This window comes from uncultured Campylobacter sp. (genome assembly GCF_937890585.1).
GTDB lineage: Bacteria > Campylobacterota > Campylobacteria > Campylobacterales > Campylobacteraceae > Campylobacter_A.
The window spans coordinates 1-9,167 of sequence record NZ_CALACG010000103.1; the positions used below are offsets into that span (position 1 = coordinate 1).

The window sequence follows — 9,167 nt, forward strand, 5'->3', positions numbered from 1 at the left end:
GGCTAAACAATAAAAATTTAGCAAATTTCTTGCTACTTGGCTTTTTAAATGGCCTTCTTCCTTGCGGGGTGGTCTATTATTTCTTAGCGCTTGGAATTTTAAGTGCAAATGCAGCCGATGCGTCGCTAATAATGCTTATTTTTGGGCTTTGCACCTTGCCAGCGATGCTTTTAGCTAGTTTTGTCTTTGGCTTGCTGGGAGAGAAATTTAAAGAGATCATGTTTAAACTCTCGGCTTGCATAATGATCGCAAATGGATTTTATCTATCATTTTTAGGATATAGAGCAAATGCCTAGTTTAAATTTAGATGAAAATTTCCTGTCAAGTAGCGAGGGTATGAGGCTTGCTAAGCTTGCCACTATGGGCGAGATGATGGCAAATATAACTCATCAGTGGAAGCAGCCGCTAAATGAGCTAAGTCTTATTTTATATAAGATGAAAAAGCTTGCAAACAGCGAAGAAGGAGAGTTTGTGGGCGCTTATGAGAGGGCTATGCAGATCATAAAATATATGGCTGATACGACTGATGATTTTAGTTCTTTTTTAAATACAAACACACTTTCACAAGAATTTAGCCTTGTAGACGCAGCTAGAGCGTCGATACAAATAGTAAAAGGCGTGATGAAAAAAGAGGGCGTTCATATAGAGCTTGAGGTGCTGGCTGACTCTAAAATTTGTGGTCACAAAAACAGGCTCATGCAAGTCATCATAAATTTACTAAATAATGCAAAAGACGCACTAAATTTAAAAAAGATAGAAGACAAAAATATAAAAATAAGCATCGATAGCGATGATAAATTTGCTTACATTAGCGTGCAAGATAATGGCGGCGGTATCGACGAAAGCGTCATGGATAAAATTTTCAAGCCATACTTTAGTACAAAAAATAACAAATCAACGGGCATAGGTCTTTATATGTCAAAACAAATAGTTGAACAATTTAATGCAGAAATAACAGCGAGCAACAGCGATGGCGGTGCTTGCTTTTCGATAAAGTTACCACACAAAGGAGAGATAGATGAATAAAATTTTAAAGAACCTAACGGTTTTGCTGGTCGAGGACGACAACGACAGCAAAAAGATCATGCACGATGTGCTAAGTGACAATTTTGAGAAAGTTTTTACTGCTCAAAATGGTGATGAAGGTTTGAAAAAATTTAAGAAATACAACCCAAATATGGTAATTACAGATGTATTTATGCCAATTAGTGATGGACTTGATATGACAAGATATATCAAGGAAATTTCTAAAGATACACCAGTCATCGTCCTAAGTGCGCATAGCGAAAAGGAGACCTTGCTAAAGGCGATAGATGTTGGCGTAGATAAATATCTTATCAAGCCTATCATGGCTGATGACATTTTAAAAACTATAGAAAATGTCGCTAAAAATAAGATAGAAACAGCAAATATCATCCAAGTCGCAAGCGGATATAGCTTTAACAAGATCAAACGCGTGCTGATTAGAGATGGCGTTGAAATTTCACTTACCAAAAAAGAGCTCGCATTTATCTCACTTTTGATAAAGAGACTTGGTACGCTTGTGCTTCATGATGAGATCAAAAGTGTCGTTTGGGTTGGCGAGAGTGTGACTGAGGCAGCTATTAGAACCTTTGTTAAGCGTGTTAGAGACAAGGTCGGTAACAACTTTATCAAAAACGTTCCAGGGCTTGGTTACAAAATAGACAGAAGACTTTCCTAGTTGATGAGAATTTATATTAATTAAGTTTTTTTATAGATTTTCTATCTTAGAATAACGAAATATTAATATAAATTTAACTAGGAGGAAATTTTTATGCGACCATCCCAGTTGCTACATTATGATTATAGTGTGGCAAAACTTTTTATGTTTGCAACGATACTTTTTGGTATCGTTGGAATGGCTATTGGCGTAGTTATAGCCTTTCAGATGTCCTGTCCAGAGCTTAACTACATAGCTGGTGAATATTCGGCTTTTGGGAGGTTGCGTCCTCTTCATACCAATGGCATCATCTTTGGCTTTATGCTATCTGGCATATTTGCCACTTGGTACTACATCGGACAGCGTGTTTTAAAGGTCTCGATGAGTGAGTCGCCATTTTTGATGTTTATTGGTAAGCTTCATTTTTGGCTATATATGCTTGTTATGGTTTTGGCTGTTGTTACGCTTTTTATGGGCGAAAGCACAGCTAAAGAGTACGCCGAGCTTGAGTGGCCACTAGATATCGCAGTGGTCTTGGTTTGGGTGCTTTGGGGCGTTAGTATATTTGGCCTCATCGGTATTCGCCGTGAAAAGACACTTTATATCTCAGTTTGGTACTACATCGCTACATTTTTAGGCGTTGCGATGCTATATCTATTTAACAATATGGAAGTTCCAACAAGACTTGTTACAGGATATGGCTCATGGCTACACTCTGTATCTATGTACGCTGGCTCAAACGATGCCTTGGTTCAGTGGTGGTACGGACACAACGCAGTTGCCTTTGTGTTTACGGTAGCTATCATCGCTCAAATTTATTATTTCTTACCAAAAGAGAGCGGCCAGCCGATATTTTCATATAAATTATCGCTATTTTCATTCTGGGGTCTTATGTTCATCTACCTTTGGGCGGGCGGACACCACCTCATATACTCTGCTACACCTGACTGGATGCAGACTATGGGCTCAGTTTTCTCTGTAGTTTTGATACTTCCTTCATGGGGTTCAGCGATAAATATCCTTCTTACAATGAAGGGCGAGTGGGCGCAGCTTAGAGAGAGTCCGCTTATTAAATTTATGATCCTAGCTTCGACATTTTATATGTTCTCAACGCTTGAAGGACCGATACTTTCTATCAAGTCTGTAAACGCCCTAGCGCACTTTACTGACTGGGTACCAGGACACGTTCATGACGGCGCTCTTGGCTGGGTTGGCTTTATGATCATGGCGGCACTTTATCACATGACACCGCGCGTGTTTAAGCGTGAAATTTACTCAAAGTCGCTAATGGAAGCTCAGTTTTGGATACAAACAACAGGTATAGTTTTATACTTTGCCTCTATGTGGATCGCTGGTATCACACAAGGTATGATGTGGAGAGCGACTGATAGCTACGGAAATTTACTCTACTCGTTCATAGACACAGTAGTTGTGCTTATCCCATACTACTATATAAGGGCTATTGGTGGACTTCTTTATCTAGTTGGCTTCTTGATGTTTGCTTATAACATCTATAAATCAACTTCTGCTAAAGCTATCTTAGCAGAGCCAAAAAGCGCTTCGCCAATGGGCGGCGGGGCAAAAGCTAGCACGGAGGTGATGTGATGTTTGCTTGGTTAGAAAAAAATCCATTCTTTTTTGCAGTTTGTGTATTTGTCGTCATCGCTTACGCTGGTATAGTTGAAATTTTGCCAGACTTTGCAAACAGAGCTAGACCGCTTGAGGGCACAAAGCCTTACACCGTTTTAGAGCTAGCTGGTAAAAACGTCTATATGCAAAATGGCTGCAACACTTGCCATTCACAGCAGATCCGTCCGTTTAAGGCAGAGACTGATAGATACGGCATGTACTCGCTAAGCGGTGAATTTGCATATGATCGCCCGCACCTTTGGGGTTCAAAAAGAACAGGCCCTGATCTTATGCGTGTGGGTAATTATAGAACGACTGACTGGCACGAAAACCATATGCTAGACCCAGTTTCAGTAGTGCCAGGCTCGATCATGCCTGCATATCCATTTTTATTTAAGAAAAATGCTGATATCGAGACTGCTTACGCTGAAGCGCTAACGGTTAAAAAGGTTTTTAACACACCTTATGACGAAAAAGATATGCCAGCACTTGGCACGCTAGAGCAGACAAATGCTAATGTCAAGGCTGAAGCTGCAGCTATCGTTGAAAATATGAAAGATGAGCAGGTAAAAAGTGCGTTTGAAAAAGGTGAAATTCGCCAGATCGTAGCGCTTATCGCTTATCTAAACAGCCTAAAGTAGGAGCGAGAGATGGAGAACATTAGAGAGCTTCAAGCTTATGGCTACTTTTTCTTAACAGCATTTTTGGCGATCACTTTGTACGCCTACTTTTTTCACCTTTTCAAAAGTGAAAAAACTGGCAGAAGAAACTACGAGCAGTACTCAAAGCTCGCACTTAATGATGAGATCGGCGGAGAAATTTTAGAGCGCAAGGCTATAAAGGAGAGCGTATGCAATGGCTAAATTTAGAAGATAATATAAATTTACTTGCGTTAATAGGTGCCATTTTAACAATCGTAATAACCGTTGTAATAGCTGGTAAATACGTTGGACAAATGAAGACAAAAAAAGATGACAACGCAGAGCTTAGCGAGCACAACTGGGACGGCATAGGTGAGTATAAAAACCCTGTCCCACTTGGCTGGGCGGTCGTCTTTTTGCTAGCGCTAGTTTGGGCGGTTTGGTACTATTTGATCGGCTATCCGCTAAATTCCTACTCGCAAATCGGCGAGTACAACAAAGAGGTTAAAGAGGCAAACGCTAAATTTGAAAAAGAGTATGCAAACCCAAGCAAAGAGACGCTTCACGCTATGGGTGAGAGCATATATCTCGTGCAGTGCTCAGCATGTCACGGCATCACAGGCGATGGCATAGGTGGCAAGGCTGCAAATTTACAAGTTTGGGGTAGCGAAAAAGGCATAGTTGAGGCGATACTAAACGGCTCAAAAGGGCTTGAATATCCTATGGGCGAGATGCCAGCAGGTTTGGCTGATGCTGAGGGCGCAAAAGCGATCGCAGCATACGTAGCTAAAGAGATAAGTGCGATAAAAAGCACTAAAAATGAAAATTTAGTAGCAACTGGCAAAGAGCTTTATGCAGTTTGCGCAGCATGTCACGGCGAAGATGGCAAGGGCATGGAGGGCATGTCGGTCGATCTTAGCAAATATGGCTCGGCTAGCTTTGTGGCTGATGTGCTAAATCGCGGTAAAAAAGGTGCGATCGGCACTATGCCTAAATTTAACGACGGCAGACTAAATGATATCCAGCAAAAAGCAGTTGGCGAGTACGTCATATCGCTATCAAAGGGCGAATAATGGAAAATAATAATAGAAATATCTTTGCCTTAAATGGCATTAGCGGTTTTTTAATAGCGGTGGTGCTTTTGCTCTCTATCCTAGCGGTGCTTACATATATGGGTATCGGCTTGCAGCAAGAGGTCGCGACCAAGCCTTACTCGCTAAAAGACGCGGCTAGTCTTGAGATGAAGAGCGTAGATAACGCTAAACATGTCATTGTAAAGGAGAAGTGATGTTAGGCATAATAGAAAAAGCCATTATCCTGCTAATAATCGTCGCAGGTGCCATTTGTGCGTGGTCAGTGCTTACACCAAATCACCTCTTTGTAGGCTAAATTTGAAGAAATTTGCACTCATTTTTATCATTTTGCTATGTCAAAATTTGGCTTGGGGTGCAAATTTCGTTATCAATAACGATGAAATTTTAAGCCAAAAAGTGAGCCAAAAGCTAAATGAGATCGGCAGTGAGCTTTATGAAAAAAGCGGCATAAATTTAGTGGTTGGCGTATATAAAGATGGCGAGCTTGACACGCTTTTAAAAGAGCAAAATTTAAGCTCGCCATTTGCCTTTTTAGCTCTTATCAGAGATAAAAAAAGGGTGGAAATTTTTAGTGATAGCAAAACTTCAGAGCTCTTTAACAAGGAGCAAATTTTAAGTCCTAATCCAGAATCAGGCACCATCATCCCCATTTTAGTCTCAAAAAATGGTAAAGACGTCTATAACGCCGCTATTTTAAACGGCTACGCAGATATCGCCGAGCAGATCGCTGGGAGCTTAAATCTAAGCCTAGAAAGTGGCATCGGCAGCTCAAATAAGACTACGCTAAATTTCTTGCGTATCTTCATATACGCGCTAATTGGCCTTTTTGTCGTCATAATCTTTTATAAAAAGGTAAAAAATGGCTAAAAAAACATTTTGGCCTTATGCCATCGTCCTTTCTATCATCGCTATCATCATCGCCTGCGTCGCAACCATCGTCATAGCGCTGCAAAACCCAGTCGAGATGGATAGCGCTTATATGCAAAGCTACCAAAAAGTCGATGAAAACATTACCTTTATAAAAGAGAGCGAGGCGAGATTTGATGAGAAATTTGGCCTTAAATTTGAGCCAGAATTTAAAGCTCTGCAGGGCAAATTTAAATTTCACCTAACGCCAAAAAATGGCGAAATTTCAAGCCTTAGCTATGAAATTTTACTCACTCGCCCACAAACAAACAAAGACAACAAGACATTAAACGCCTCATGGCAAGAAAATGAGCTTGTAAGCGAGAGCGTGAGCCTAAAAGAGGGCAGGTGGCAGTTACTTTTAAGACTTAGCGATAAGCAAGATACGAGATATTATAAATTTGATTTTAATGCTACAAAGTAAGTTAAATTTGCATCCAAAATCTCTTTTGCCAAAGTTAAAAACAAATAAATTTTACTAAACGCTAGATCAAACCTCTTTAAAACCAAAATTTAAGCCCAAACGCTTGCCAGTTTTAACATACTCTTTAAATTTATAGATTAGAGGCGACCATTTTTTAGTATCTAGCTTTTCATCTTTTAACAAATTTTCATCCACAAAGATGCCAACTATCCTGCAAGTGACTATACAAAACCACTCCTTTATCTCGCACTTTTCTACGATCGTTTTTATCTGTATCTAGCACTCTTTTATGCGCGCGCTTTGGTTTTTGGCGCTAAATTTAAGCAATATAAACCCCGCGGCACCCGAAACTACCGAACCTAGCAAGATAGCGAGCTTGTCGGTGTAGGCAAAGGCGTCCGTGTCGTTGTAGGCTAGGCCGTTAACGAAAAGGCTCATCGTAAATCCTACGCCGCAAAGCACGGCGATGCCGTAAAGCTGGATGAAATTTGACCCCTCGGGCAGCTTGGCTAGCTTAAATTTGATCGCTAAAAAGCTAAATCCAAATACTCCGATTTGCTTGCCGACGAAAAGCCCCAGCGCCGTGCCTAGCGCGACCGGAGACAAAATCTCGTCCAGTCCGACGCCTCGCAGTGAGATGCCTGCGTTTACGAAGGCAAATATCGGCAGCACACCAAACGCTACCCAGCCGTGCAGGTCGTGCTCGATGCTTTTTAGCATAGATTTGCCCGGCTCGTCTTTAAAGCTAAGCGGTATGAAAAAGGCCGCCACGACGCCGGCAAGCGTGGCGTGAACGCCTGATTTTAGCACCGCTACCCACATCACCGCGCCTACGATCAGATACGCCGCCTTGCTCTTTACACCGAGTCTGTTTAGCACGAAAAGCGCGGCTAGACAAACGCTCGCGACCGCAAGCATTTGGGCGCTAAGCTCGCTCGTGTAAAATAGCGCGATAATCACGATCGCGCAAAGGTCGTCGACGATCGCTAGCGTCATGAGGAAAATTTTTAAACTAGTCGGTACGCGAGGCCCGAGTAGGCTCAAAATCCCCAGAGCAAACGCGATATCCGTCGCCGTCGGTATCGCCCAGCCGCCAAGCGCGAAGGAGTCGTGCTTCGTAAAAAGATAGAAGATAACCGCGGGCACTATCAGGCCACCTGCCGCGCCGATCGCTGGTAGCGCGATTTGCGACGGATTTTTTAGCTCGCCCTCCAGCACCTCGCGCTTTAGCTCAAGTCCGATGAGAAAGAAAAATACCGCCATCAACCCGTCATTCACCCACAAGATCAGGGGTTTGCTTAGTCCGTATTCGCCGAAGCTCATGGTAAATTTGGTATTTAAAAATTCGTTGTAAAAATCGCTCAAAAACGTATTTTGACACAGTAGCGCCGCGACCGTAGCGATCATCAGCAAAATCCCGCCGCTGGCTTCGTGTTTTAAAAACTCTTTTATTCCGCCCATTTTGCTTCCTTTTTATAAAATTTTGCGATTATAGCGTATTTTTACGCTCGCATAAAATTCGGGCGAATTTGGCTATAATCAAGTCAAATTTAAAGGTAAATTTAGTAGACGCATCTCTAAAATTTGCCGTGCCGCGCTTGCGGGAGCGGGACGCTTGCGCAAGGTTTTTATAGATTAAGGAGCGAAAATGAATGAAATTTTAGATATATGTAAGCGTGCAAAGGCTGTTTGCGGCGGGCTTTTGAGACTTGATAGCAGGGCTAAATTTGAAATTTTAAACGCCATGGCGGACGAGCTGCTAGCGCAAAAAGAGGCTATAAAAGCGGCAAACGCCAAAGACCTTGCAAACGGCGAGAAATCGGGCCTTAGCTTGGCGTTGCTTGATCGTTTGCGACTAACAGATGCCCGCATCGAGGCTATGGCGAAGGGCGTGCGCGAGGTGGCGGGCTTTGCAGAGGTCGTAGGCGAAAATTTAGGCGGCTGGAGCCATCCAAACGGCATGCAAATCAGCCGCATTCGCGTGCCGCTGGGGGTGCTCGGTATCATCTCGCCCTTTTTGATCTTTTGTAGTGGCAAGCAGGACAGGAAAGCCGTAGTAAAAGCCAGATCTGTTTAACTCTTTATGCATTTTTGCTCCTTTTTGAAAATGTATCCCCAGGCAGTTTAAGGCTTAAAATTTTAATGAATTTAGAAAAAATTTCAAAGCTTGCCTTAAGTGAGAAAAAGTGCTCTTTTATCAGCTTTTGGCTATCATTTTTTAAAAATTTAAGTGAGAAAAATGCGCAATCTAAATCAACTTTTCGTCTTTACAAACTCGCGTAAGATAAGGGAATTTAACGCTGGTTTTAATGACGAGCTAATCCCAAAAAGTCTAAGCATCGCCGAGTTTTATAAAAAAGCCGTTTTTGTAAATGGCCGCTTTGAGTGCGATAGCACCTACGCTTTAGTGCTTATGAACAGAGCCTGTGCCAGCGTCAAAGAGGCAAACTCGATACTTAAAATCCCAACTGAGTTTTTTGAGTTTTTGAAAAACAACGACTATCTTTTTTCGTTTTTTAAAGAGCTTGCTATCAGCAAAAAGAGCGTGGCGGATCTAAAATTTAGCGACATTTATGCCGATTACGAGGAGCATTTGGGTATCCTTGAGGCGGTGCTGGCGCGCTATAAGGAGCTGCTCGCGGCTGAAAATCTATACGACGGTATCGTGCTGCCTGAAATTTACGAGCTAAACGGCGGATTTGTCAAAGAATTTGGCGAGATAAATCTCGAAGTGGACGGCTTTTTGAGCGAATTTGAGTGGGAGCTGTTTGGCGAGATAGCCAAGCTAACGA

General features: G+C 42.2%; 12 protein-coding genes and 2 pseudogenes. 12 read left to right on the plus strand and 2 right to left on the minus strand.

What is annotated here, in order from left to right; all coding sequences use genetic code 11:
* From Q0296_RS02815 to Q0296_RS02860, 10 genes are all read left to right on the plus strand, one after another.
* Window positions 1–296: sulfite exporter TauE/SafE family protein (locus tag Q0296_RS02815; RefSeq protein WP_298036291.1), on the plus strand; the 296-nt coding region annotated here is incomplete at its 5' end.
* Window positions 289–1,026, plus strand: a complete 738-nt coding sequence (locus tag Q0296_RS02820; protein ID WP_298036294.1) for a HAMP domain-containing sensor histidine kinase — start codon at window positions 289–291, stop codon at window positions 1,024–1,026. The genes Q0296_RS02815 and Q0296_RS02820, both read left to right, overlap by 8 nt.
* Window positions 1,019–1,702: a response regulator transcription factor gene (locus Q0296_RS02825; protein ID WP_298036296.1), complete on the plus strand. Its 684-nt coding sequence runs from the start codon at window positions 1,019–1,021 to the stop codon at window positions 1,700–1,702. The genes Q0296_RS02820 and Q0296_RS02825 overlap by 8 nt, the downstream gene beginning before the upstream one ends.
* A gap of 93 nt (window positions 1,703–1,795) precedes the next feature.
* A complete protein-coding gene (ccoN, locus tag Q0296_RS02830) occupies window positions 1,796–3,286 on the plus strand; it encodes a cytochrome-c oxidase, cbb3-type subunit I (RefSeq protein WP_298036298.1) in 1,491 nt (496 codons plus the stop codon).
* Window positions 3,286–3,951 carry a cytochrome-c oxidase, cbb3-type subunit II gene (gene ccoO / locus Q0296_RS02835; protein ID WP_298036301.1) on the plus strand — a complete coding sequence of 222 codons (666 nt, stop codon included), beginning with the start codon at window positions 3,286–3,288 and terminating at the stop codon, window positions 3,949–3,951. Before ccoN ends, ccoO begins: the two co-directional genes overlap by 1 nt.
* 9 nt (window positions 3,952–3,960) lie before the next feature.
* Window positions 3,961–4,173, plus strand: coding sequence for a cytochrome c oxidase, cbb3-type, CcoQ subunit (locus tag Q0296_RS02840; RefSeq protein WP_298036304.1), 213 nt, complete (start codon window positions 3,961–3,963; stop codon window positions 4,171–4,173).
* Complete coding sequence (locus Q0296_RS02845) at window positions 4,161–5,024, plus strand: cbb3-type cytochrome c oxidase N-terminal domain-containing protein (protein WP_298036306.1); 864 nt, start codon at window positions 4,161–4,163, stop codon at window positions 5,022–5,024. Before Q0296_RS02840 ends, Q0296_RS02845 begins: the two co-directional genes overlap by 13 nt.
* A complete protein-coding gene (locus Q0296_RS02850; protein ID WP_298036309.1) occupies window positions 5,024–5,239 on the plus strand; it encodes a DUF4006 family protein in 216 nt (71 codons plus the stop codon). Before Q0296_RS02845 ends, Q0296_RS02850 begins: the two co-directional genes overlap by 1 nt.
* Window positions 5,240–5,342: 103 nt before the next feature.
* Entirely contained in the window at window positions 5,343–5,912 is a 570-nt protein-coding gene (locus Q0296_RS02855; protein ID WP_298036311.1) for a hypothetical protein, read from the plus strand.
* Window positions 5,905–6,375: a FixH family protein gene (locus Q0296_RS02860; protein WP_298036313.1), complete on the plus strand. Its 471-nt coding sequence runs from the start codon at window positions 5,905–5,907 to the stop codon at window positions 6,373–6,375. The genes Q0296_RS02855 and Q0296_RS02860 overlap by 8 nt, the downstream gene beginning before the upstream one ends.
* 66 nt (window positions 6,376–6,441) lie before the next feature.
* Here the strand turns inward: Q0296_RS02860 and Q0296_RS02865 are convergent, their stop codons facing one another.
* Together Q0296_RS02865 and nhaA are read right to left on the minus strand one after the other, a co-directional pair.
* Entirely contained in the window at window positions 6,442–6,570 is a 129-nt protein-coding gene (locus Q0296_RS02865; protein ID WP_258030210.1) for a hypothetical protein, read from the minus strand.
* A gap of 81 nt (window positions 6,571–6,651) precedes the next feature.
* Entirely contained in the window at window positions 6,652–7,836 is a 1,185-nt protein-coding gene (nhaA, locus tag Q0296_RS02870; protein WP_298036316.1) for a Na+/H+ antiporter NhaA, read from the minus strand.
* Between the two features lie 187 nt (window positions 7,837–8,023).
* Between nhaA and proA the strand changes: the two are divergent.
* Window positions 8,024–8,383, plus strand: a pseudogene (gene proA, locus Q0296_RS02875) (gamma-glutamyl-phosphate reductase); the annotation flags it as partial.
* Window positions 8,384–8,614: 231 nt separating this feature from the next.
* Window positions 8,615–9,167 (plus strand): annotated as a pseudogene (locus tag Q0296_RS02880) (PD-(D/E)XK nuclease family protein); the annotation flags it as partial.